This window comes from Variovorax sp. YR750 (assembly GCF_900109805.1).
In the GTDB taxonomy this organism is placed as follows: Bacteria; Pseudomonadota; Gammaproteobacteria; order Burkholderiales; family Burkholderiaceae_C; genus Variovorax; species Variovorax gossypii.
Window position 1 is genome coordinate 154,100 of sequence record NZ_FOBJ01000010.1, and the last position, 22,839, is coordinate 176,938.

26 protein-coding genes are annotated in these 22,839 nt (G+C 66.2%); 11 read left to right on the top strand and 15 right to left on the bottom strand.

Annotation, left to right across the window (positions count from 1 at the left end; genetic code table 11):
* Positions 1–54 precede the first annotated feature (54 nt).
* Positions 55–1,047, top strand: coding sequence for a Bug family tripartite tricarboxylate transporter substrate binding protein (locus BMY35_RS21060; protein ID WP_093203289.1), 993 nt, complete (start codon positions 55–57; stop codon positions 1,045–1,047).
* 9 nt (positions 1,048–1,056) lie between these two features.
* Here the strand turns inward: BMY35_RS21060 and BMY35_RS21065 are convergent, their stop codons facing one another.
* Positions 1,057–1,533, bottom strand: a complete 477-nt coding sequence (locus tag BMY35_RS21065) for a molybdenum cofactor biosynthesis protein MoaE (RefSeq protein WP_093203291.1) — start codon at positions 1,531–1,533, stop codon at positions 1,057–1,059.
* 264 nt (positions 1,534–1,797) lie between these two features.
* Here BMY35_RS21065 and dapA point away from each other — a divergent pair, with 264 nt between their 5' ends.
* On the top strand, positions 1,798–2,694 hold the full coding sequence (dapA, locus tag BMY35_RS21070) for a 4-hydroxy-tetrahydrodipicolinate synthase (protein WP_093203294.1): 897 nt from the start codon (positions 1,798–1,800) through the stop codon (positions 2,692–2,694).
* Here dapA and BMY35_RS21075 read toward each other — a convergent pair.
* From BMY35_RS21075 to BMY35_RS21105, 7 genes are read right to left on the bottom strand one after another with little or no spacing between them, the layout of a single operon-like run.
* Positions 2,681–2,932, bottom strand: a complete 252-nt coding sequence (locus tag BMY35_RS21075) for a MoaD/ThiS family protein (RefSeq protein ID WP_093203296.1) — start codon at positions 2,930–2,932, stop codon at positions 2,681–2,683. The two genes, dapA and BMY35_RS21075, sit on opposite strands and share 14 nt — an antisense overlap.
* Positions 2,933–2,937: 5 nt before the next feature.
* Positions 2,938–4,224 carry a molybdopterin molybdotransferase MoeA gene (glp, locus tag BMY35_RS21080; protein ID WP_093203299.1) on the bottom strand — a complete coding sequence of 429 codons (1,287 nt, stop codon included), beginning with the start codon at positions 4,222–4,224 and terminating at the stop codon, positions 2,938–2,940.
* Positions 4,217–4,762 carry a molybdopterin-guanine dinucleotide biosynthesis protein B gene (gene mobB, locus BMY35_RS21085; protein ID WP_093203301.1) on the bottom strand — a complete coding sequence of 182 codons (546 nt, stop codon included), beginning with the start codon at positions 4,760–4,762 and terminating at the stop codon, positions 4,217–4,219. The genes glp and mobB overlap by 8 nt, the downstream gene beginning before the upstream one ends.
* A gap of 15 nt (positions 4,763–4,777) precedes the next feature.
* Positions 4,778–6,193, bottom strand: coding sequence for a threonine synthase (gene thrC / locus BMY35_RS21090; RefSeq protein ID WP_093203304.1), 1,416 nt, complete (start codon positions 6,191–6,193; stop codon positions 4,778–4,780).
* 22 nt (positions 6,194–6,215) lie between these two features.
* Positions 6,216–7,538 (bottom strand): homoserine dehydrogenase, encoded by a 1,323-nt coding sequence (locus BMY35_RS21095; RefSeq protein ID WP_093203307.1) that lies wholly within the window; start codon positions 7,536–7,538, stop codon positions 6,216–6,218.
* 23 nt (positions 7,539–7,561) lie between these two features.
* Positions 7,562–8,602 (bottom strand): DUF1176 domain-containing protein, encoded by a 1,041-nt coding sequence (locus BMY35_RS21100; protein WP_093203309.1) that lies wholly within the window; start codon positions 8,600–8,602, stop codon positions 7,562–7,564.
* Entirely contained in the window at positions 8,599–9,831 is a 1,233-nt protein-coding gene (locus BMY35_RS21105) for a pyridoxal phosphate-dependent aminotransferase (RefSeq protein WP_093203312.1), read from the bottom strand. The genes BMY35_RS21100 and BMY35_RS21105 overlap by 4 nt, the downstream gene beginning before the upstream one ends.
* Before the next feature lie 110 nt (positions 9,832–9,941).
* Here BMY35_RS21105 and BMY35_RS21110 point away from each other — a divergent pair, with 110 nt between their 5' ends.
* The 8 genes from BMY35_RS21110 (at position 9,942) to BMY35_RS21145 (ending at position 15,618) form a co-directional block, all read left to right on the top strand.
* Positions 9,942–10,325, top strand: a complete 384-nt coding sequence (locus BMY35_RS21110) for an Mth938-like domain-containing protein (protein WP_093203314.1) — start codon at positions 9,942–9,944, stop codon at positions 10,323–10,325.
* Positions 10,326–10,474: 149 nt separating this feature from the next.
* Positions 10,475–10,951, top strand: coding sequence for a peroxiredoxin (locus BMY35_RS21115; RefSeq protein WP_019655927.1), 477 nt, complete (start codon positions 10,475–10,477; stop codon positions 10,949–10,951).
* A 211-nt stretch (positions 10,952–11,162) separates the two neighbouring features.
* Positions 11,163–12,941 carry a PhoH family protein gene (locus tag BMY35_RS21120; RefSeq protein WP_093203317.1) on the top strand — a complete coding sequence of 593 codons (1,779 nt, stop codon included), beginning with the start codon at positions 11,163–11,165 and terminating at the stop codon, positions 12,939–12,941.
* A 155-nt stretch (positions 12,942–13,096) separates the two neighbouring features.
* Positions 13,097–13,468 (top strand): VOC family protein, encoded by a 372-nt coding sequence (locus tag BMY35_RS21125; protein WP_093203319.1) that lies wholly within the window; start codon positions 13,097–13,099, stop codon positions 13,466–13,468.
* 6 nt (positions 13,469–13,474) lie between these two features.
* A complete protein-coding gene (locus tag BMY35_RS21130; RefSeq protein WP_093203322.1) occupies positions 13,475–13,924 on the top strand; it encodes an EVE domain-containing protein in 450 nt (149 codons plus the stop codon).
* Positions 13,925–13,937: 13 nt separating this feature from the next.
* A complete protein-coding gene (locus tag BMY35_RS21135) occupies positions 13,938–14,387 on the top strand; it encodes a GyrI-like domain-containing protein (protein ID WP_093203324.1) in 450 nt (149 codons plus the stop codon).
* Positions 14,384–14,854, top strand: coding sequence for an MGMT family protein (locus BMY35_RS21140; RefSeq protein WP_093203327.1), 471 nt, complete (start codon positions 14,384–14,386; stop codon positions 14,852–14,854). The genes BMY35_RS21135 and BMY35_RS21140 overlap by 4 nt, the downstream gene beginning before the upstream one ends.
* Positions 14,854–15,618, top strand: coding sequence for a helix-turn-helix transcriptional regulator (locus tag BMY35_RS21145; RefSeq protein WP_093203329.1), 765 nt, complete (start codon positions 14,854–14,856; stop codon positions 15,616–15,618). Before BMY35_RS21140 ends, BMY35_RS21145 begins: the two co-directional genes overlap by 1 nt.
* Positions 15,619–15,655: 37 nt before the next feature.
* On the opposite strand, the gene dnaB is transcribed toward BMY35_RS21145, so the two are convergent.
* The 7 genes from dnaB to ppsA form a co-directional block, all read right to left on the bottom strand.
* Positions 15,656–17,062, bottom strand: a complete 1,407-nt coding sequence (dnaB, locus tag BMY35_RS21150) for a replicative DNA helicase (RefSeq protein ID WP_093203332.1) — start codon at positions 17,060–17,062, stop codon at positions 15,656–15,658.
* 179 nt (positions 17,063–17,241) lie between these two features.
* Positions 17,242–17,694: a 50S ribosomal protein L9 gene (gene rplI, locus BMY35_RS21155; RefSeq protein ID WP_093203335.1), complete on the bottom strand. Its 453-nt coding sequence runs from the start codon at positions 17,692–17,694 to the stop codon at positions 17,242–17,244.
* A 12-nt stretch (positions 17,695–17,706) separates the two neighbouring features.
* A complete protein-coding gene (gene rpsR, locus BMY35_RS21160; RefSeq protein ID WP_007830781.1) occupies positions 17,707–17,988 on the bottom strand; it encodes a 30S ribosomal protein S18 in 282 nt (93 codons plus the stop codon).
* A gap of 21 nt (positions 17,989–18,009) precedes the next feature.
* Positions 18,010–18,324, bottom strand: a complete 315-nt coding sequence (gene priB / locus BMY35_RS21165; RefSeq protein WP_093203337.1) for a primosomal replication protein N — start codon at positions 18,322–18,324, stop codon at positions 18,010–18,012.
* Positions 18,325–18,328: 4 nt separating this feature from the next.
* The gene (gene rpsF / locus BMY35_RS21170; RefSeq protein WP_019655917.1) at positions 18,329–18,703 is read right to left on the bottom strand and encodes a 30S ribosomal protein S6; all 375 of its coding nucleotides are present in this window, start codon (positions 18,701–18,703) and stop codon (positions 18,329–18,331) included.
* Positions 18,704–18,818: 115 nt separating this feature from the next.
* The gene (locus tag BMY35_RS21175) at positions 18,819–19,268 is read right to left on the bottom strand and encodes a hypothetical protein (RefSeq protein WP_093203340.1); all 450 of its coding nucleotides are present in this window, start codon (positions 19,266–19,268) and stop codon (positions 18,819–18,821) included.
* 145 nt (positions 19,269–19,413) lie between these two features.
* Positions 19,414–21,807: a phosphoenolpyruvate synthase gene (gene ppsA / locus BMY35_RS21180; RefSeq protein ID WP_093203342.1), complete on the bottom strand. Its 2,394-nt coding sequence runs from the start codon at positions 21,805–21,807 to the stop codon at positions 19,414–19,416.
* A 183-nt stretch (positions 21,808–21,990) separates the two neighbouring features.
* Between ppsA and BMY35_RS21185 the strand changes: the two genes are divergently transcribed.
* Positions 21,991–22,812 carry a posphoenolpyruvate synthetase regulatory kinase/phosphorylase PpsR gene (locus BMY35_RS21185; RefSeq protein ID WP_093203586.1) on the top strand — a complete coding sequence of 274 codons (822 nt, stop codon included), beginning with the start codon at positions 21,991–21,993 and terminating at the stop codon, positions 22,810–22,812.
* Positions 22,813–22,839: the final 27 nt, after the last annotated feature.

Sequence of the window (22,839 nt, forward strand, 5' to 3'; positions counted from 1 at the left end):
CGCTTGCGGGGCTTTTTCTTGTTCTTTCCACTTCTGCTGTTTTTGGAGTCCATCATGTCCTTTTCAAGGCGCAATGTCGTGTCGCTCGGGGTGCAAATGCTGCTGGCGCTGGGTCTGTCGGGTGCCGCGCTGGCACCGGCCCAGGCGCAGAGCGGCACGCCGATCCGTCTGCTGGTGGGCTTCCCCGCCGGTGCCGGCACCGACGCCATTGCACGCACGCTGGGCGAAAAACTCAAGGACGTGCTGGGCGTGCCGGTGGTGGTCGAGAACCGTGCCGGCGCAGGCGGGCAGATCGCGGCGACGGTGCTGAAGTCTTCGCCGGCCGACGGCCACACGCTGTTCCTGTCGCACGACCACACCATCTCGATCCTGCCGCAGGTGGTGAAGAACCCGGGCTTCAACCCCGCCACCGACTTCGTGCCCGTGGCCGGCTTCGCCACCTTCGCCAACGTGCTGGCGGTGTCGGGCGGCACGCCGGCCAAGAGCATCGACGAGTACGTGAAATGGGTCCGCACGCAGAAGGGCGGCAAGGAAACCATCGGCATCCCGGCGCCGGCCTCGATTCCGGAGTTCCTGGTGAAGATGATCTCGGACAAGTACAAGATCGACGTGCAGCCCGCGCCCTACCGCGGCAGCGCGCCCATGACGGCCGACATGCTGGGCAACCAGATCACCGCGGGCATCGCCTCGGTGCCAGACTTCATCGAGAACCACAAGGCGGGCAAGGTGCGCATCGTGGCCTCCATCGGCTCCAAGCGGCAGGCGGTGATTCCGAACGTGCCGACCTTCACCGAGCTGGGCTTCTCGAACCTGGAGGACCTGCCCTACTACGGCATCTTCGCGCCCGTGGGCACGCCGCAACCGATCATCGACAAGTACGGCGACGCGCTGCAGAAGGTACTGGCCATGCCCGACGTGAAGCAGAAGCTCACGACGATGGGCCTGACGGTGGGCTACGAGCCGCAGGGCCAGTTCGCGGGGCGCGTGCGCACGTACACGCAGACCTGGGAAAAAATCATTCAATCGAGCGGCTTCAAGCCACTCTGAACAGGGTTCTCAGGCGTTCGGGGCGCTGATGCCCCAGCGCGCCAGGGCCGCGTCGTCGGCTACGCGCGCATCGACCCAGCGGGCGCCTTCGGGCGTCTGCTCCTTCTTCCAGAAGGGCGCCTGGGTCTTGAGGTAGTCCATCAGGAACTCGCAGGCCTCGAAGCTCTGGCCGCGGTGGGCCGAGACCACCGCCACCATCATGATCTGGTCTTCGGGCTGCAGCAGCCCGACGCGATGGATCACGCGGGCGCCCAGGATGTCGAAGCGGCGGTGGGCCTCGTCGATCATGGCCTCGATGGCCTTCTCGGTCATGCCGGGGTAGTGCTCCAGCTCCATCGACGAGACGCTGCTGCCGTCGTTGCGGTCGCGCACCGTGCCGACGAAGCTGCAAATGGCGCCCACGCGTTTGTCGCCGTCGCGCAACGTGGCGACCTCCCGCGAGAGGTCGAAATCGTTCGTCTGGATCGAAACACGCGCAACGCTCATGTCCGAATTGTGGCATCGCGATAGACTGTGCCGATGCCCTGCCTTGCCACGCCCACGCTCTTCCCGGTGCCTTCGCACCCCGAAGGCCGCCGCGCAGGCCAAGGCAGCAGCAACAAAGCCAAAAAACCAAAGCTCGTCTGACCGGAGCCGAGGTTCCGTCGTCGGATGAGCGACGGAACCTGCAGAAGGCTTTGGCCCCTCCCGGGTTGCGCGCGCATCGGACGATGGTTCTTTCCATCGGTCGATTCCTGAAAGGAAGCCCGCGTGCCTCAACAACAACCAAGCCCCGACACCCCCGACTTTTCCGGTTTCTGGGTGGCCCTCGTCACTCCGTTCCGCGACGGCGCGGTCGACCACACCGCCCTCGCCGCGCTTGTCCGGCGCCTTGCCGACGACGGCGTGACGGGCTTCGTGCCCTGCGGCTCCACCGGCGAGGCCGCCGCGCTCGACGAGACCGAGCAGCTGGCCGTGCTCGACACGGTGCTGGGCGCGGCCGGCGGCCTGCCGGTCGTGATGGGAATTTCCGGCTATCACCTGGGCAAGGCCACGGCCTGGGCACGCAGGCTCTCCGAACGCCCTCTGGCGGGCCTCCTGGTGGCCGCGCCGCACTATGTTCGCCCCTCGCAGGCCGGTCTGCTCGAATGGTTCCATGCCATCGCCGACGCCAGCTCGGTGCCCGTGCTGGTCTACGACATTCCCTACCGCACGGGCGTCAGCATCGCCCGCGAGACGCTGCTGGCGCTGGCCGAGCATCCCCGCATCCGCGGCATCAAGGACTGCGGCGGCGACATGGCCAAGACGCGCGCCGTGATCGCCGATGGCCGGCTGCAGGTGCTGACGGGCGAGGACCACCAGATCTTCGGCACCATGGCCGAAGGCGGCGTGGGCGCCATCGCGGCCAGCGGCAACGTGCAGACGCGCCGTTTCGTGCAACTGGTGAAGCTGCTGGCAGCCAACCGGCTGGCGGAGGCCCGCGCCGAATGGCAGGCGCTGCAGCCGCTGGTGGAGCTGCTGTTCGCCGAGCCGAATCCCGGTCCAGTGAAGGCGCTTCTGGCCCACGCCGGCGAAATGCGCGACGAACTGCGCTCGCCGATGACCCGTGCGTCCGACAGCCTGCGCGAGCGCCTCGTGGCGCTGGACGCCCGGCTCAACCGCCCGTGACGGGCGGGAAGAAGGCGACCTCGCAGCCTTCTCGCAGGGCCGCGTCTTCGTCGCTCATGACCTGGTCGAGCGCCATGCGCACCGCCTTGCCGCGAGCAAGCGCGGTGGCGTAGGCGCCGCCCCTGCCGATGAGCTCGTCGCGCAGGGCCGACAGCGTTTCGGCGCGCGTCTCGACGGCTTCGCCGCTGCTGGAAAGCGCCTCGCGCACCGAGGCGAAATAACGGACCTGGACTTTCATGCGATTCAGCCCAGCAGCGATGCGAAGGGAATGAAGTCGACGATGTCGCCCGACTTGATCGTCCTGCCCGCCGGGTTGTCGACCACGCCGTCGCCCCAGACCATCGAGGTGAGCACGCCCGAACTCTGGTTGCCGAACAGATCGAGGCCGCCGGCCGCATTGCGCCGCACGCGCAGGAACTCGCGGCGCTTGTCGGCGCGCGGCCAGTCGAAATCAGCGCGGATCTTCACCGACTCGGGCGCAACGCGCGTGGCGCCCTGAAGCGTCAGCAGGAAGGGCCGCACCAGCATCAGGAAGGTGAGGAAGCTCGACACCGGGTTGCCCGGCAGCCCCGTCACATGACAGGCGCCCTGCCCGCTGCTGCGCGCGATGGAGCCGTAGGCGAAAGGCTTGCCGGGCTTCATCGACAGCGACCACAGCTGCAGCTCGCCCAGCGACTGCAGCGCGGCGCGGATGTGGTCTTCCTCGCCGACGGAAACACCGCCGGTCGTGATGATCAGGTCGCTCGCCTCGGCCGCGTCGCGCAGCGCCACGATGGTGGCTTCGCGGTTGTCGGGCACGATGCCCAGGTCGTTCACCTCGCAGCCCAGGCGGTGCAGCAGAGCCCGCATGAAGAAGCGGTTGGAGTTGTAGATGGCGCCGGGCTTCATCGCGCCGGGGGCGACCTCGCCGGGCATCACCAGCTCGTCGCCGGTGGAGAGCATGGCCACGCGCGGCTTGCGCGCGACCTGCAGGCGGTCGAAACCGACGCTGGCCGCGAGGCCCAGCGCAGCGGGTGTCAGGCGCTCGCCCTTCTTGAGCACGACGTCGCCGGAGGCCACGTCCTCGCCGGCGCGGCGAATCCACTGGCCGGCTGCCGGCACGATGGCGATGCGCACCGAACCCAGGCTGCCTTCCTGCGGCGTGGCGGCGGTGTCTTCCTGCATCACGACGGCGTCGGCGCCCTCGGGGATCTGCGCGCCGGTGAAGATGCGCGCCGCGGTGCCGGCCACGAGCGGCGTGCCCACGGTGCCGGCGGGAATGCGCTGGGCCACCTTCAGCTCCGCGCCCGGCGTGGCGCAGTCGGCCACGCGCACGGCGTAGCCATCCATCGCGCTGTTGTCGCGCGGCGGCACCGTGAGGCCGGAAACGAGATCCTGCGCCAGCACGCGGCCATCGGCGTCGAAGGTGCCGACGCTTTCGGTGGGCAGCACCGGCGCCGCCTTCGCGAGCAGCGTCGCGATCGCCTCGTCGAGAGGCATCAGCGGCGGGCGGGAGGACGAAGCGGCGAAGGGAACGGGTGAATCAGCCATGGTGATCGGGGTTGTATTCGAAGCGGTCGCCGCTGTCGATCAACCACTTCGCAATGGCCTCGGCATCGTTGAGGTCGAAGAGCGGCCGCTCGGTGGGCTGCGGCAGGCCGGCGGGCGCATCGGTGGCCACGGCGACGACGAAGGGATCGTCGGGGTACAGCACGGGGCGCAAAGCCTCGCCCGCCCCCGGCTCGCGCCAGATCTCGATCTTGGGCAGGTCGCTGTGCCGGAAACCCTCGACCAGCACCCAGTCGGCGGCCGGATGCGCCTCGGCCAGCAGCTGGTGCACGCTGAGCTCGACGGGAACCTCGAACTCGCGCATCACCGCCAGCCGCTTGTCGGAAGCGACGACCACCTCGAAAGCACCGGCCTCGCGATGGCGGTACGTGTCCTTGCCGGGATGGTCGATGTCGAACTTGTGGTGCGCGTGCTTGACCACCGACACGCGCTGGCCGAGCCGCTTGAGCGCGGGAATGAGGCGCTCGAGCAGCGTGGTCTTGCCCGCGCCCGAATAGCCGGCGAAACCGACGACCTTCATGCCGGAGAGCCGCCGTCAGTCACAGTTTTCTGCGATGAAAGCCTTCACGGCTTCCGCGTCAGCCGGCAGCTTGACGACGCGCTTGGGCAGCGCCTCGATGCCTTCGAACTTCTTCGGGCGCGCGGGCTCCTCGCCCAGCGCTTCGACCAGCGTGGCAGCGAACTTGATCGGCAGCGCGGTCTCGAGCACCACCATCGGCACGCCGGGGGTGAGTTGCTCGCGAGCGGCCTTGAGGCCGTCGGCCGTGTGCGGATCAACCAGCGTGGCGAAGCGCTTGTCGGTGTCGCGGATGGTGGCCAGACGGTCGGCATGCGTGCTGCGACCGCTGCGGAAGCCGAAGCGCCCGGCGGCCTGCGCGAACGCCGGATCGGCGCTCAGGTCGAAGCTGCCGTTCAGGCCCAGGTCGTCCACGAACAGCTTGCGCAGCTTGGCGGGATCGCGGCCGACCAGGTCGAACACGAAGCGCTCGAAGTTGCTGGCCTTGCTGATATCCATCGACGGGCTGGAGGTCTCGTGCGTATCGACCGCGGCGCGCACGCGGTAGACGCCGGTGCGGAAGAACTCGTCGAGCACGTCGTTCTCGTTGGTGGCAACCACCAGCGTGTGGATCGGCAGGCCCATCGAGCGCGCCACGTGGCCCGCGCAGACGTTGCCGAAGTTGCCCGAGGGCACGGTGAAGCTCACGGGCTTGTCGTTGCTCGCGGTGGCCTGGAAGTAGCCGGCGAAGTAGTAGACGACCTGCGCCAGCAGCCGCGCCCAGTTGATCGAGTTGACCGTGCCGATGCGGTACTTGCGCTTGAACGCCAGGTCGTTCGACACCGCCTTGACGATGTCCTGGCAGTCGTCGAACACGCCGGTGATGGCGATGTTGTGGATGTTGGCGTCCTGCAGGCTGAACATCTGCGCCTGCTGGAACGGGCTCATGCGGCCGTCGGGCGAGGTCATGAAGACGCGCACGCCCTTCTTGCCGCGCATGGCGTACTCGGCCGCGCTGCCGGTGTCGCCGCTGGTGGCGCCCAGGATGTTGAGCTCGGCGCCGCGGCGGGCCAGTTCGTACTCAAACAGGTTGCCCAGCAGCTGCATCGCCATGTCCTTGAAGGCCAGCGTGGGGCCGTTGGACAGGGCTTCGAGGTACACGCCGTCTTCCAGCTCGCGCAGCGGAACGATCTCGTCCGTGCCGAACACCTCGGCGGTGTAGGTCTTCGCGCAGATCGCCTTCAGGTCGGCCGACGGAATGTCGTCGATGTAGAGCGACAGGATCTCGAAGGCCAGCTCGGCGTACGGCAGCTTGCGCCATTTGGCGAGCGTGGCGGTGTCGATCTGCGGGTACTGCTCGGGCAGGTAGAGGCCGCCATCGGGCGCGAGGCCTTCGAGGAGGATTTCGCAGAAGCGCTTGCGGTCGGGGTGGCCGCGGGTGCTCAGGTAGTTCACGTTGTTCTCTCTTGGGCCGTCCTCAGGACAGCTCTTCCTTGCGGATGCGCACGATCGGCTCCAGCACGGTCGGCAGCGCCTGCAGCTCGGCCAGCACGTCGTTGACGGTACCTTCGCGCGCGTCGTGCGTGAGGATGATCAGGTCGGTCTGGGTCGAGCCTTCGCCGCCCACTTCATCGGCTTCGCGCTGCAGCACGGCGTCGATGCTGATGCCGGCGGTGGCGAGCAGGCCCGTGACCTTCGCGAGTACGCCGGCCTGGTCGGCCACGCGCAGGCGCAGGTAGTAGCTGGTGACGACTTCCGACATCGGCAGCACCTTCAGGTCGCTCATCGCGTCGGGGTGGAAGGCCAGGTGCGGCACGCGGTGCGCGGCGTCTGCCGTGTGCAGGCGGGTGATGTCGACCAGGTCGGCGATCACGGCGCTGGCGGTGGGTTCGCTGCCTGCGCCCTTGCCGTAGTAGAGCGTGGTGCCCACGGCGTCGCCGTGCACCACCACCGCGTTCATCGCGCCCTCGACGTTGGCCAGCAGGCGCTTCGACGGCACCAGAGACGGATGCACGCGCAGCTCGATGCCCTTGGCGGTGCGCTTGGTCACGCCCAGCAGCTTGATGCGGTAGCCCAGCTGCTCGGCGTACCTGATGTCCTGCGCGGCGAGCTTGGTGATGCCCTCGATGTGCGCCTTGTCGAACTGCACCGGGATGCCGAAGGCGATGGCGCTCATCAGCGTGACCTTGTGGCCGGCGTCCACGCCCTCGATGTCGAAGGTCGGGTCGGCTTCGGCGTAGCCCAGGCGCTGCGCTTCCTTGAGCACGGTCGCGAAGTCCAGGCCCTTGTCGCGCATCTCCGAGAGGATGAAGTTGGTGGTGCCGTTGATGATGCCGGCCAGCCACTGGATGCTGTTGGCCGTGAGGCCCTCGCGCAGCGCCTTGATGATCGGAATGCCGCCGGCCACCGCGGCCTCGAAGGCCACCATCACGCCCTTGGCGTGCGCGGCCGCGAAGATCTCGGTGCCGTGCACCGCGAGCAGCGCCTTGTTGGCCGTGACCACGTGCTTGCCGGCCGCAATGGCCTCGAGCACCAGCTGCTTGGCGATGCCGTAGCCGCCGATGAGCTCGATGACGATGTCGATCTCGGGGTTGGCGATGACTTCGCGCGCATCGCTGACCACCTTCACGCCCTCGCCTGCCACTTCGCGGGCGCGGGCGGTGTCGAGGTCGGCCACCATGGTGATCTCGATGCCGCGGCCGGCGCGGCGCTTGATTTCTTCCTGATTGCGCTGGAGCACCTTGAAGGTGCCGCTGCCGACCGTGCCTGCACCGAGCAGGCCTACTTGGATGGGTTTCATTGGGAGGATCGCACTCATGGCGTTCATGGTTTGGATGGGGTGGCGGACGGCTCGGAAAGCTCCACGCGGGTGACATAGCGCGGCAGGCTCCAGGCACCGCCCGCGAAGCCGCGGCACATGCCGTCGCCCGCGGCGGCGGTGCGCACGAAGTCCTTGCCGTTGAAGCTCCAGGTCTCGCTCGACCAGCAGTCGCCGATGCCGCGGCCCTTCATCGAGGAGGTGACGCTGCCGTCCTTCTCGTCGAAGTCGCCGTTGGCCTCGATGGCGACGGGCGCATAGGGCGGCTTGTCGTTGGCGATCCAGAGCAGGCTGGAGTAGTTGTAGGCGCCCATGCCGCAGCCGAAGGACAGCAGCACCTTGCGATCGGTCAGGCGCGAGACGTTCAGCGACTTGGCGTTGAAGTCGTCGTGGTTGTTGCAACCGTCCTTGGCATCGGACTGCTTCAGCGAGGGGAAGATGCGCGCGGCCAGGCCGTCATCGCCGGGGCGCGCCTTCGGCGGCACGACCACGTGCACGACGGGCGCCTGTACCGGCGGCAGCACCGAGGATTCGGGCTTGCTGCCGCGGCGCACGAGCGCGCCCGGCGTACCGACACGGCCCTGGACCTCGTCCATCTTCAGCAGCACGGCATTGAGGCCGGAGAGCGAGAGAACCCACTTCTGTCCGCCGCGGTCCATGAGCGTGGCATCGTCGTTCTTGAGCAGCTCGGGGAGCACCGCGCGGACCTGATCCTGGTCGAGGCTGACGGAGCTGTCCTTGAGGCCGGACAAGGCGGCCTTGCCGACCTTGAAGCGCACCGGGCCCTTGGCTGCCTTCTCGCCGCCGGTCTGGAGGTCGATTTCGACGGATGTGCCCGGGCCCGCTTTGCGCGTGATGAGCATCGACACCGGCTCCGTGATGTCCGCGCCTTCGGACTGGTAGCCGGCGGCACGGCAGGTGCGGGTGTTGTCGCAGGCCAGTTCCCAGTCGTTGTGCGAGAACGAGACGCCGTCCTTGCCGGCGGCGCCGGCGGACAGTGCGGCGAACGACAGCGCCGCTGCGGCAGCGATGCGGGCAGGGATCATTGGCGCGACTTGCGGCGCAAGCGGTACTGCTCCAGGAACTTCGCGATGCGGTTGATGGCCTCGCGCAGGTCGTCCTCATGGGGCAGGAACACGATGCGGAAGTGGTCGGGCGTGGCCCAGTTGAAGCCGGTGCCCTGCACCAGCATCACGCGGGTTTCCTTCAGCAGCTCGAGGAAGAACTGGCGGTCGTCCTCGATCGGATAGACCTCCGGATCGAGCTTGGGGAACATGTAGAGCGCTGCTGTCGGCTTGACGCAGCTCACGCCCGGGATGGCGGTGATCAGCTCGTAGGCCAGGTCGCGCTGGCGGCGCAGGCGGCCGCCATCGCAGACGAGGTCGTTGATGCTCTGGTAGCCGCCGAGCGCTGTCTGGATGGCCCACTGGCCAGGCACGTTGGCGCACAGGCGCATGTTCGAGAGCATGTTCAGGCCCTCGATGTAGTCCTGCGCGCTGCGCTTGTCGCCCGACACCACGAGCCAGCCGGCGCGGTAGCCGCAGGAGCGGTAGCTCTTGGAAAGCGAGTTGAAGGTGAGCGTGAGCACGTCGGTCGACAGGCTAGCGATGGCCGTGTGCTTCGCGCCGTCGTAGAGCACCTTGTCGTAGACCTCGTCGGCGAAGATCACGAGGCCGTGCTCGCGCGCGATGCCGACGATGCTCTTGAGCAGCGCGTCGGAGTACAGCGCGCCGGTCGGGTTGTTCGGGTTGATGACCACGATGCCCTTGGTGCGCGGTGTGATCTTGGCGCGGATGTCGTCGAGGTTGGGCATCCAGCCGTTGGCCTCGTCGCACAGGTAGTGCACCGGCGTGCCGCCGGAGAGGCTGGTGGAGGCGGTCCACAGCGGGTAGTCGGGGGCCGGCAGAAGCAGCTCGTCGCCGTCGTTGAGCAGCGCGTTGGTGGACATGGCGATCAGCTCGCTGGCGCCGTTGCCGAGATAGATGTCGTCGAGGGTGACGCCCGCGATGCCCTGCTTCTGCGTCTCGTGCATCACCGCCTTGCGTGCCGCGAAGACGCCCTTGCTGTCGGAGTAACCGGCCGAGGTGGGCAGGTTGCGGATCATGTCCTGCTGGATTTCCTCCGGAGCATCAAAGCCGAACACGGCAAGGTTGCCGATGTTGAGCTTGATGATCTTCTGGCCGTCCTCTTCCATCTGCTTGGCCGCGTCCATGATGGGGCCGCGGATGTCATAGAGGACGTTGGCCAGCTTGGCCGATTTCTTGAGCTGCTTCAAAGGGCCCTCCCGGGCGCGGGTTAGAGTTTGCTTACGCGGAATCAAAGGCCCTTGCGAGCCCCGTGGCACTAGGGAAAACCTATAATTTGACCACAGTTCCCAGCGCCCAGATGAAGCTCCAGCCCGACAAATCCGACGCTCAATCGCTCACCGCACACGGCCCCGGCTGGGTGGCGATTAACAACGAAAAAGTAGAAGGCAGCGTAGTGGTTGGCTCGCGCGGCGAGCGCTTCGAGTGGAATTGTTCGAGCTTCGACCAGCTCGGCGCCGAACATTTCGCGCAATTGGCGGCCCTGGGCGCCGAATTGATCATTTTCGGCAGCGGAAACCGCATCCGCTTCCCCCAGCCCGCCTGGCTGAAGCCGCTGATGGCCCAGCGCACCGGCGTGGAGACCATGGATACGGCGGCAGCCTGCCGGACCTACAACATCCTGGCCGGAGAAGGCCGGCACGTGATCGCCGCCCTGCTGGTCGAGAGCCCGGCGGGTGGCTGATAGAGGTGTTTTCGGGGTAAAATACCGGGTTGCGAACAGGCCGGCTACCCCAAAGTTAGCAACGACCAATCCTCCATTCCTTGAGCAAGCCCTGGGCGAAACAGGGCGAGAGGGCTCGGGAGCGGAATCTAACGGAGAAAACAAGTTTCATGGCGATCGTTGTCAACAAACCCATTCCTGAATTCGACGCCAACGCCACGGGCGGCATCAAGGTCTCGAACACCTCGCATCTCGGCCACGTGCTGGTCATGTATTTTTACCCGAAAGATAACACTCCGGGGTGCACCACCGAAGCGATGCAGTTCCGCGATCGTTACAAGGACTTCGAAAAGGCCGGCGCCACCGTGTTCGGCGTGTCGCGCGACAACATGAAGTCGCACGACGAATTCAAGGCCAAGCTCGAGCTGCCCTTCGAGCTCATCGCCGACACCGAAGAAAAAATGTGCCACATGTTCGGCGTGGTCAAGAACAAGATCATGTACGGCAAGAAGGTCAAGGGCATCGAGCGCAGCACCTTCCTGATCGGCGCCGACGGCATCCTGAAGGCCGAATGGCGCGGGCTCAAGGTTCCCGGCCATGTCGACGACGTGCTCAAGGCCGTCAAGGCACTCAAGAAGGCCGCCTGACCGCCGTCCGGCAAGCCGGTCGTGCGCTTTTCCGCTTCCGCGTGGGAATTGCCCAACGCGGTGCGTAAAGAGCCTCCGGCGCGTCATCCGCGGTGTGCATAATGGCCTCATGCCGTTGAGCTCCACGACCGCATCCTCCGAACAAAGCCGCCTTGGTCTTCAGGCGGCTTTTTCGTTTTCTGGTTCCCACTTTCTGCGAGCGATCTGACACATGCCACTGCCTCCCGCACCCACGAAACGCGCTGCACTGCTCTCGCCGGACGCACTCGACGCGCCCGCCCGGTCCTCGCACCGCGGCTCGCGACGCTCCGGTGATTCGCGCGCCGACGAAGCCGTGGCGCGCAGTCCTCAGCCACTGGAATTGTTCGACAGCCTCGGCGCCGAAGGCGCTGGCGGCGGCGAAGCCGTGCGCCCGGCGCGCCGGGCCAAATCGTCGAAATCCACGCCCGCACCCGTGAGCGCACCGCAGCCGCAGGCGCTCGTGCAGGTCGAAACCAAGGTGCCCGCCGCAGAGCCCGTCTCGGCTCCTGCTGCAGCGCCACAGCCTCCGGCGCGCGCCAAGCGCAGCAAATCGACCGGTCCGGCCAAGCTGTTCGTGCTCGACACCAACGTGCTGCTGCACGACCCGATGTGCCTGTTCCGCTTCGAGGAACACGACATCTTCCTGCCGATGATCGTGCTGGAGGAGCTCGACGGCCACAAGAAGGGCACCACCGAAGTCGCCCGCAACGGCCGCCAGACCAGCCGCACGCTCGACGCGCTGGCCGCCGCCCAGGACGCCGACATCGACAAGGGCCTGAAGCTCGACACCACCGGCCACCGCGAGGCCGGCGGCCGGCTGTTCTTCCAGACCGCCCCGCTCGACTACTCCCTGCCGATCAGCCTGCCCCAGGGCAAGGCCGACAACCAGATCCTCGGCGTGGTGCACGCGCTGCGCGACGAATACGCCAAGGACCGCCCCGGCCGGCCGAAGCAGGAAGTGGTGCTGGTGTCGAAGGACATCAACATGCGCGTCAAGGCGCGCGCGCTGGGCCTGGCCGCCGACGACTACCAGAACGACAAGACGCTGGAAGACGGCGACCTGCTCTACGCGGGTTCGCTGGCGCTGCCGGCCGACTTCTGGACCCGCCAGAGCAAGACCATCGAAAGCTGGCAGAGCGGCAGCAACACCTTCTACCGGATCACCGGCCCGCTGGTGCCCAACCTGTTCATCAACCAGTTCGTGTACTTCGAGGCGCCCGGCGAGCCGAGCATGTATGCCCGCGTCACCGAGATCCGCGACAAGACGGCGGTGCTCAAGACGCTCAAGGACTACAGCTCGGGCAAGAACGCCGTGTGGGGCGTGAACACCCGCAACCGCGAGCAGAACTTCGCGATGAACCTGCTGATGGACCCGGAGATCGACTTCGTCACGCTGACCGGCACCGCCGGCACCGGCAAGACCCTGATGGCGCTGGCCTCGGGCCTCACGCAGGTTCTGGACGACCGCCGCTACACCGAGATCATCATGACTCGCGCCACCGTGAGCGTGGGCGAGGACATCGGCTTCCTGCCCGGCACCGAAGAGGAAAAGATGGGCCCCTGGATGGGCGCACTCGACGACAACCTCGAGTTCCTGGCCAAGGGTGACGGCGGCGGCGCCGGCGAATGGGGCCGCGCGGCCACCAACGAGCTGATCCGCAGCCGCATCAAGGTCAAGAGCATGAACTTCATGCGCGGGCGCACCTTCCTCAACAAGTACGTGATCATCGACGAGGCGCAGAACCTCACGCCCAAGCAGATGAAGACGCTGATCACCCGCGCCGGCCCCGGCACGAAGATCATCTGCATGGGCAACCTTGCGCAGATCGACACGCCGTACCTCACGGAAGGTTCCTCGGGCCTGACCTTCGCGGTCGACAAGTTCAAGGGCTGGCCGCATGGCGGGCACATCACGCTGGCGCGCGGCGAACGCTCGCGCCTGGCCGACTTCGCGAGCGACGTGCTCTGATCCACGGGGCACGGCCCCACGCGAGCCCGCGCATGCTCTCCGAGCAGCGCGGGCTTTTTTTCATCCGTGGTGACAGGCTACTGACAAGACGCTGTCAGTAGGCCGGCAGCACCATCCGGGCTCCTTCCAACGCAACGAAAGAAAGAGAGCCCTCAATGCAAAACGCCATCACCTGGTTCGAGATCCCGGTCGCCGACATCGACCGTGCCCAGGCCTTCTACGAGACCGTGCTCGCGCGCAAGCTGCGCCGCGAGGACTTCGGCGGCGAGACGCTCGCCATCTTCCCGCACGACAAGCCAGCCACCGGCGGCGCGCTGCAAGGCGGCGCCAATGGCAGTGCGCGCGCCGGCACGGGCATCCGCATCTATCTCGACTGCAACCCCAGCATCGACGCCGTGCTGGCACGCGTCGAGGCGGCCGGCGGGCAGATCGTGGCGCCCAAGTCCGCCCTGCCGCCCGGCCTGGGCTTCATTGCCCATCTGCGCGACACCGAGGGCAACGAAGTCGGCCTGCACGCGCAGGAGTGATCCACCGTGGCACAGCGCAACTGGATCGCCGTGGCCAGCGCCGAGCATGCACGGCGCGGCCGCGACCACCGGCCGCTCGGCTACATGCAGGTCGGCCACGGCAAGCACGCGCCGCTCAAGCGGCTCTCGGCGGGCGACCGCGTGGCCTACTACTCGCCGGCCTCGGTGTTCGGAGGCACGGACAAGCTGCAGAGCTTCGTGTCGATCGGCATCGTGCAACCGGGCGAGCCGTACGAATTCGACATGGGCAACGGCTTCGTGCCGTGGCGGCGCGACATGGTCTACGCTGACGGGCACGAAACGCCGATCGCCCCGCTGATCGAGCGGCTGGCCTTCATCGAGAACCCAAAGCAGTGGGGCTACAAGTTCCGCTTCGGCATGTTCGACGTCACCGACGCCGACATGAAACTGATCGCCCAGGCCATGAAGGCCGACCTGAAAACACTATTGCTCTGAGGAGAAAAACCAAATGGAACCAGTTCGCCAGCACCATGATGCATTCCGCGTCGCAGGCCTCACCATCCGCACGACCAACCGCGAGGAGAGCGACCCGGCCACGGCACGCATCGGAAAGCTGTGGGGCCGCTTCTTCGGCGAGGAAACCTATGCATCGACGCCGGACCGCACCGGCGACGCCCGCATCTTCAGCGTCTACTCGGCCTACGAATCGGACGCCCACGGCGCCTTCGACGTGACGGCGGGCGTCGCCGTCTCCGGCGGCGATGGCAGCCTTCCCGTGGAGGCCGGCGACTATCTGGTCTTCAACGGCCAGGGCCAGATGCCGCAGATGGTGATCGCCACCTGGGAGCGCATCTGGCAGTATTTCGAGGCGCACCCCGAGGTTGCCCGCCGGTATCGCAGCGACTTCGAAGCCTATGAAGGGCCGGACAAGGTGGCGATCCACATCGGAGTTTCATGAGCACCACAAAGAAGAGCTGGCGCGACCGCCTGGCCAGCTACCCTCACCTGCCGAGCGTCAAGGAGATTCCCGCCGCCATGCGCTCCCGGCACGGCGAGGGCACCATCGCCACGCCATCGCCACAGGAGGTGGAGGCCGCGATGCGCAGCATTCCCGAGGGCCGGCTCGCGACGGTGATGGGCATCGGCGAAGACATCGCGCTGCGCCACCAGGCGACCATCGGCTGCACCGTGACCACGGCGATCTTCGCGCACATGGTCGCGCACGCCGCCGAGGAAACACCGAAGACGGAAAGCGCGGCGCCCTGGTGGCGCACCCTCAAGGTCGGCGGCGAGCTCAATGCCAAGTACCCCGGCGGCATCGAGGCGCAGATGTCGAGGCTCGAGGCCGAGGGCCATACGGTCGTGCAGCGCGGCAAGCGCTATTTCGTCGAAGACTTCGCAAAGAAGCTCACCGGAGCCCGCTGATGCGCCGCGCCGACCGCCTCTTCCAGCTCGTGCAGCTCATCCGCGGACGCCGGCTGACCACGGCCGCATTCCTGGCGCAACGCCTCGAGGTGTCGGAGCGCACGGTGTATCGCGACATCGCCGACCTGCAGCACCAGGGCGTGCCCATCGAGGGCGAGGCCGGCGTGGGCTACCGGCTGGGCGCGGGCTTCGAACTGCCGCCGCTGATGTTCACGCAGGACGAGGCCGCGGCGCTCGTGGCCGCGGCGCGGCTCGCGCAGAGCTGGGTCGATCCGGCACTGGCACGCGACATCGAGACCGGGCTGGGCAAGATCCTGTCGGTGCTGCCGCCCGCGGCGCGCGTCTCGGCCGAGGCGCTGGCGCTCTATGCCCCGGGACTGGGCCTGGACGACACCCTGCGCGCTCGGCTGCAGACGCTGCGCGAGGCGACGCAGTCGCACAACAAGCTGCGGCTGCACTACCGCGATGTTTCCGGCGACGCCAGCGAGCGCACGGTGCGTCCGCTGGGCTGCTTCTATTGGGGCAAGGTCTGGACGCTCTCGACCTGGTGCGAGTTGCGCGACGACTTCCGGGGCTTCCGCCTGGACCGCATGGATGCGATCGAAGTCCTGCCCGATCGCTTTCGCGACGAAGCAGGCAAGACGCTGGCCGACCTGCTGCGACAGGTCAACGCCGAGACGGCGCAAGGCAAGGTGGTGCCGCAGAAGCCGGGCACGCCGCCGCCGTGGAACAACGGCAGCGGCAAGAACGGCAACACGGGCTGACGGCCCTCTTCTTCTTCAACGCCTTGACGGCGCCGGATCAGTACTCGTCGTTGTTGCTGTAGCCGACCAGGTTCTCGAACTTGGTGAGCGGCTTCAGGAAGGCCAGCTTGACGGTGCCGGTCGGGCCGTTACGGTGCTTGCTGATGATCACCTCGGCCACGCCCGGCTCCTTCGACTCCTTGTTGTAGTAGTCGTCGCGGTAGATGAACATGATGATGTCCGCGTCCTGCTCGATGGCGCCGGATTCGCGCAAGTCGCTCATCATGGGGCGCTTGTCGGTCCGGCTTTCCACACCGCGGCTGAGCTGCGACAGCGCGATCACCGGGCACTTGAGTTCCTTGGCCAGCATCTTCAGGCCACGCGAGATTTCACCCACGGCCGTCGCGCGGTTCTCGTCGCCCGAGCTGCTGGTGGACATGAGCTGCAGGTAGTCGACCACGATCAGGCCCAGGCGCCCATACTGGCGCGCCAGGCGGCGTGCGTTGGCGCGCAGTTCGCTGGTCGAGAGGCCCGGCGTCTCGTCGATGTGCAGCGAGACGGTGCGCAGCTTCTCGATGGCCTCGGTCAGGCGCGGCCACTCCTCGTCGGTGAGCTTGCCGGTGCGCAGGTGACCCTGGTCGATGCGGCCGATGGAACCCACGATACGCACCGCCAGCTGGGCGGCGCCCATTTCCATGGAGAACACGGCCACCGGCAGGCCCTCGTCGAGCGCCACGTGCTCGGCGATGTTGATTGCGAGCGAGGTCTTGCCCATCGAGGGACGCGCGGCCAGCACGATCATGTCGCCCGGCTGCAGGCCCGAGGTCATCTTGTCGAAATCGTTGAAGCCGGTGCGAACGCCCGTGATGTCGTTCGGGTTCTCGGCCATCTCCGTCACGCGGTCGAGCAGGTCGACCACCAGGGCATCCATGCTCTGGAAGCCCTGCTTCATCCGCGTGCCTTCCTCGCCGATGTTGAAGATCTTCTGCTCGGCCTCGTCAAGGATCTTGTCGACCGCCTTGCCCTGCGGATTGAAGGCGTTGGTGGCGATCTCGTCGCTGGCGGAAACCAGTTTGCGAAGAATGGAGCGCTCACGCACGATCTCGGCGTAGCGGCGGATGTTGCTCGCGCTGGGTACGTATTGCGCGAGCGAGTTCAGGTAGACCAGCCCGCCGATCTCGTCGGCCTTGCCGAGGTTCTGCAGCTGCTCGTAGACGGTGATCACGTCCGCCGGCTTGCTGGCGTTGATCAGCCCGCCGATGGCCGCGTAGATCAGCTTGTGCTCGTGGCGATAGAAGTCGCCGTCGACCAGCAGGTCGCCCATGCGGTCCCAGGCGCCGTTGTCGAGCAGCAGGCCGCCGAGCACGCTCGATTCGGCCTCGATGGAGTGAGGCGGAATGCGCAGTTGAGCGACTTGGCGGTCTGCCGACGGATCGTTGTCGGCATAGGAGAAAACGGCGGACATGGACTTCCCTTGCAACCCTGCATGCTAAGCCGCGCAGGTCGATGCGCGTGTGGACAAGGTTGTGAATAAACGGTGATCTTCCAGTGCAATCGGCTGGAAAAGACGGGACAACTCGCTCCCGGAAAAACAAAAGCCGCCCGAAGGCGGCTTCTGTGCAGCGCACGAGGCGCTGTGGAAGATCAGGCGGTTTCGCCGTAGACCGTCACGGTGATGTCGACCACCACGTCGGTGTGCAGGGCAACGCTCACGGTGCTGTCGCCAACGATCTTGATCGGACCGTTGGGCAGGCGCACTTGCGCCTTGGCAACCTTGTAGCCTTGCTTGCCCAGTTCTTCGGCGATGTCGCCGTTGGTGACCGAGCCGAACAGACGGCCGTCGACGCCAGCCTTTTGCGTCAGCTTGATGGTCGTGCCACCGAGCTTTTCGCCTTGGGCTTGCGATTCAGCCAGCTTGGCGGCCGCAGCCTTTTCGAGTTCGGCGCGCTTGGCTTCGAATTCGGCCTTGTTGGCGGCGGTGGCGCGGCGAGCGCGGCCCGACGGGATCAGGAAGTTGCGTGCGTAGCCGTCCTTGACCTTGACGATGTCGCCCAGGGCGCCGACGTTGACAACCTTGTCCAGAAGAATGATTTGCATGGTGTCGACTCCTTAGACGCGGTGCTGGTCGCTGTACGGCACCATGGCCAGGAAGCGCGCGCGCTTGATGGCGGTGTTCAGCTGGCGCTGGTAGATCGCGCGCGTGCCGGTCAGGCGTGCGGGGATGATCTTGCCGTTTTCGCTGATGAAGTCACGCAGCGTGTCGATGTCCTTGTAGTCGATTTCCTCGACGCCAGCGACGGTGAAGCGGCAGAAGCGCTTGCGCTTGAACAGCAGCGACTGGGTGTTGCGCTTCGGGCGCTTGTCTTTGTTGAATTTCTTGAACGTGGCCATTTCGGGACCTCTTGTCGAAAATTAATCTTGCTGAAAATCCTGGATGTGCAGGACCGGATGCTTGCCGTTGCCCGGTGTCGCGAGGAAGCCCTGAAAACGCCAGAGACTTCCCATCGACTGTCTTGCGAGCCGTTCGGCGATGGCGCCGAAGGCAACGGCCTTGAGGGCCGTCTTCACCTGCCTGGGCTTTCCTGCCTCCTGGAGCGTCGACTCGTGTTCGAGCTTCAGGTCTATGGCTGGCAAGCCGGCTGGCGTGAATCGCAGGGTTCCGAGTTCGGCAACGGAGGCGGTCAGCAGAAGCTGGTTGACCCCGGTTGCCGCAGCGGCGGCAGTCACGCCATCAGTTGTTGTTGGCGGCGTACTCGGCCTGCTGGGCCTTGCGGGCCTCTTCGCGCTCGACCGTCTTCATCATCGACGAAGGACCGGTTTCGGCCTTCTTCTTCTGGACGGTCAGGTGACGCAGAACAGCGTCGTTGAACTTGAACGCGTGTTCCAGTTCGCCCATCACGGTTTGCTCAGCTTCAATGTTGACGCACAGGTAGTGGGCCTTGTTGAGCTTGTTGATCTGGTAGGCCAGCTGACGGCGGCCCCAGTCTTCAACGCGGTGGACCTTGCCGCCGCCGGCCGTGATCAGGCCCTTGTAGCGCTCCAGCATGGCCGGAACTTGTTCGCTCTGATCCGGGTGGATCAGCAAAATGATTTCGTAGTGACGCATGGCACTCCTTGTGGATTCTTCCGAGGAAGAGGAAAAGCCACCTGCAGCGTCGGGCGCAGTGTGGCAAGGCAAAGCCGGCAATTATAGCCCTGCCGGAAGCGATCCGGCAAGTTGCTCAGTCGTTGAGCGCCTTGTCGAGCGCCGCGGCCTTCTCGGCGCCGACGGCTGCGCGGATCTTCGGCGCCAGCGCCAGCAGGTCGTCGTAGCCCGCAGCGGCCTCGACCTGGAGATTGAGCCGGAAGCCCTTCAGCCCCAAGCCGCCGGTCAGCTGGGTCGCGATGGGATAGGCATCCTTGTAGCGCTGCTGCTTGCTGCGACCGGAAGAGCCCTGGACAGGCGCGGCACTCTCCGCAGAAGGCGCCGCGCTTCCCGCCGCCTGCTCCAGCACACCCAGAGCGACCATCTGGTCGATGTCTTCGCGGACGATGCCCATGCCGGCAGCCAGCACATCATCGACCGAGCGCTTGCCGTCGAACAGGATGAACGCCGAGCGCTGGCGTGGCGAAAGCGGGACCGAGCGGTCCTTCAGTGCCTGGTGGCCGGCTTCTGTCTTGACGAGGATCATGGTGGTCTTCCCTTCCGGGATACGCCCGTGAGTCCCGCCAGTCTGGCATCAAATACGCAATTTGTTTCAATCACACTCCCGGGTCGCGGGAATCCCCCCATGGGGATTACCGCAATCCAGGAGCTTCGGCCTTCGACCTGCTTGCTCAGCGCTTGGCGAGCTGCTGCCAGGTGTCGATCACGCTGTCGGGGTTCAGCGAGATCGATTCGATCCCCTGCTCCGCCAGCCACAGCGCGAAGTCGGGATGGTCGCTGGGGCCCTGGCCGCAGATGCCGACGTACTTGCCCTGCGCCTTGCAGGCCTTGATGGCGCGGCTCAGCAACGCCTTGACAGCCGGATCGCGCTCGTCGAAGTCGGCGGCCAGCAGTTCAAGGCCCGAGTCGCGGTCCAGGCCCAGCGTGAGCTGGGTCAGGTCGTTCGAGCCGATCGAGAAGCCGTCGAAGTACTCCAGGAACTCGTCGGCCAGCACGGCGTTGCTCGGCACCTCGCACATCATGATCAGCTTGAGCTCGTTCTCGCCGCGCTTCAGGCCGTGCTCGGCGAGCAGGCCGGTCACGCGCTCGGCCTGGCCCAGCGTACGCACGAAGGGCACCATGATCTGCACGTTGGTCAGGCCCATGTCGTTACGAACGCGCTTGAGCGCCTCGCACTCCATGGCGAAGGCCTCGCCGAAGTCGGCGCTCAGGTAGCGCGCGGCGCCGCGGAAGCCCAGCATCGGGTTTTCTTCCTCCGGCTCGTAGCGGCTGCCGCCGATCAGCTTGCGGTACTCGTTCGACTTGAAGTCCGACAGGCGCACGATGACCTTCTTCGGCCAGAAGGCCGCGGCGATGGTCGCGATGCCCTCGGCCACCTTGTCGACGTAGAAGGCGCGCGGCGAGGCATGGCCTCGGGCCACCGACTCCACGGCTTTCTTCAGGTCGTTGTCGACGTTCGGGTAGTCGAGGATCGCCTTCGGGTGCACGCCGATGTTGTTGTTGATGATGAACTCGAGCCGCGCCAGACCCACGCCGTGGTTCGGCAGCTGCGCGAAGTCGAAGGCGAGCTGGGGGTTGCCCACGTTCATCATCAGCTGGATGTCGATCTCGGGCATCACGCCGCGCTGCACCTCGGTCACTTCGGTCTCGAGCAGGCCGTCGTAGATGAAGCCGGTATCGCCCTCGGCGCAGCTCACCGTGACCAGCGTGCCGTCCTTCAGCAGGTCGGTGGCGTCGCCGCAGCCGACCACGGCCGGAATGCCCAGCTCGCGCGCGATGATGGCCGCATGGCAGGTGCGCCCGCCGCGGTTGGTGACGATGGCAGAGGCACGCTTCATCACCGGTTCCCAGTTGGGGTCGGTCATGTCGGTGACGAGCACGTCGCCGGCCTGCACCTGGTCCATCTCGCTGATGCTGTGCACGAGCCGCACGGGGCCGGTGCCGATCTTCTGGCCGATGGCACGGCCTTCGGCCAGCACCGCGCCCTTGCCCAGCAGCTTGTAGCGCTGCTCGGCCTTGCCTTGCTGCTGGCTCTTCACCGTCTCGGGGCGGGCCTGCAGGATGTAGAGCTGGCCGTCGGTGCCGTCCTTGCCCCACTCGATGTCCATCGGGCGGCCGTAGTGCTGCTCGATCACCAGCGCGTACTTGGCCAGTTGCTCGACCTCGGCGTCGGTCAGCGAGTAGCGGTTGCGCTGTTCGGCCTTGACGTCGGTGGTCTTCACCAGCTTGCCGGTCGCCTTCTTTTCTTCAGGCGTGGCGAACTCCATCTGGATCAGCTTGGAACCGAGGTTGCGGCGGATGACGGCCTTCTTGCCGGCCTTCAGGGTCGGCTTGTGCACGTAGAACTCGTCGGGGTTCACCGCGCCCTGCACCACCGTCTCGCCCAGGCCGTAGCTGGAGGTGATGAACACCACGTCCTCGAAGCCCGATTCGGTGTCGATGGTGAACATCACGCCTGCGGCGCCGAGGTCGGAGCGCACCATGCGCTGCACGCCGGCCGACAGCGCGACCACGTCGTGCTCGAAGCCCTTGTGCACGCGGTAGCTGATGGCGCGGTCGTTGTAGAGGGAGGCGAACACCTCCTTCATCTTGTGCAGCACGTCGTCGATGCCGACCACGTTCAGGAAGGTTTCCTGCTGGCCAGCGAAGGAGGCGTCGGGCAGGTCTTCGGCGGTGGCCGAGGAACGCACGGCGAACGATGCCGACGGATTGCCGGCGCTCAGCGTGGCGAAAGCCTCGGTGATGGCCTTCTGCAGGTCGGCCGGGAACGGCTGGGCCTCGACCATGCCGCGGATCTCGGCGCCGGCGGCGGCAAGAGCGCGCACGTCTTCGACGTTCAGGGCGGCCAGGCGCTTGCTGATCTTGTCGGCCAGGCCGTCATGGGCCAGGAACTGGCGGAATGCGTGCGCCGTGGTCGCGAAACCTGTGGGCACCCGCACGCCTTGTGGCAGCTGCGAGATCATTTCGCCGAGGCTGGCGTTCTTGCCGCCAACCGCCTCGACGTCGGTCATTCTCAGGTTTTCAAACGGTACGACCAGGGCGGTCGCGTCGAAAAGTGCAGACATGGGAAAGCTCCAGAAGTTGAAACCTGTGCCGCATGCAGACGGCGCGGCACGATCGTTCTCGTTGCTTTGGGTGCGGGCGCGGTGTGCATGGAGAGAATTGGGTTGGGAAAGCGGATTCCCGATAATGGCCCTGATTGTAGGCGGGGCAAGGTTGTCCCTGCCGCAGGACAAGGCCGCATGACCATGCATTCACGCACTGTTTTCTTTGTTTCAGACGGCACCGGCATCACCGCCGAGACCTTCGGCAACGCCGTTCTGGCCCAGTTCGAGATGAAGCCGCGCCACGTGCGGCTGCCTTTCACCGACACGGTCGACAAGGCCCACCAGGCGGTGAGGCAAATAAACCACACCGCCGAAATCGAGGGCGTCCGGCCCATCGTCTTCACCACGCTGGCCAACATGGACGTGCTGGAAGTGATCGAGACCGGCTGCAAGGGCATGCTGCTGGACATGTTCGGCACCTTCGTGCGTCCCCTCGAGATCGAGCTGGCCATGAAGTCGAACCACCGCATCGGCCGCTTCAGCGACGTCAGCAAGAGCAAGGAATACAACGACCGCATCGCCGCGATCGACTTCAGCCTGCAGCACGACGACGGCCAGAGCAACCGCGATCTCGAGGGCGCCGACGTGATCCTGGTGGGCGTGAGCCGCAGCGGCAAGACGCCGACCTCGCTCTACCTGGCGATGCAGCACGGCCTGAAGGCGGCCAACTACCCGCTGATTCCGGAAGATTTCGACCGCCGCCAGCTCCCGCCGGCCCTGATTCCGCATCGCAAGAAGATCTTCGGCCTGACCATCCAGCCCGAGCGGCTCAGCGAGATCCGCAACGAGCGGCGGCCCAATTCGCGCTACGCCAGCATCGAGAACTGCCGCCACGAGGTGGCCGAGGCCGAGGCGATGATGCGGCGCGCGGGCATCCGCTGGCTCTCGACCACCACCAAGTCGATCGAGGAAATCGCCACCACGATCCTGCAGGAGCTGCGGCCGGAGCGGCTGGTCTACTGAGCTCGCTATCTTTCAGATAGCAAACGG